We start from the raw sequence: 494 nt of genomic DNA on the forward strand, positions 1-494 counted from the left end.
GACCTCTCCCTCGTACCCGCTGGTGACCGCGTGCCGCTGATCCGCTGTCAAGGCGACCGCGAGCACCCAGCTGGGGTGGCCGGGGAGTTCGAACCCGGTGGCGGATTCGAAGTCGAGCACCAGCGCGCGCCGGGTGCCCCCGCCGACGACCAGGACGCGTCCGTCGTCGCGGACCGCGAGTGTCGAGGCGCGGTAGTTCTCCAGCCGCAGTTCCTGGCGGCACTCCCCCGTGGCCAGGTCCCAGATCCGCAGCCCGCCGGAACCGTCCGCCGAGATTCCGGTCGTGCCGTCCGGGGTCAGGGGGAGGGCGGTGATCCAGTCGTCGTGTTCCCCGGGCAGCACGGACTGGGCCGGGGCGGGCGCGTCCTGCACTGAGGCAAGAGCGGCGGCGATCTGCGGGTCGTCGGGCATCCGTGCGGACGCGTCCCGCAGCAGTTCGGCCGCGGCAGGCGCGTCGCCCCGCTCGCGGTGCACCAGCGCGAGCAGGTACGTGC

Annotated in this window: 1 protein-coding gene; it reads right to left on the minus strand. The window is 73.9% G+C overall.

The genetic code is table 11. From position 1 onward, the window contains the following. Window positions 1–494: WD40 repeat domain-containing protein (locus TN53_RS42200; RefSeq protein ID WP_046264207.1), on the minus strand; the 494-nt coding region annotated here is incomplete at both ends.

The sequence above is a fragment of the Streptomyces sp. WM6386 genome, assembly GCF_000972385.1.
Classification (GTDB): domain Bacteria; phylum Actinomycetota; class Actinomycetes; order Streptomycetales; family Streptomycetaceae; genus Streptomyces.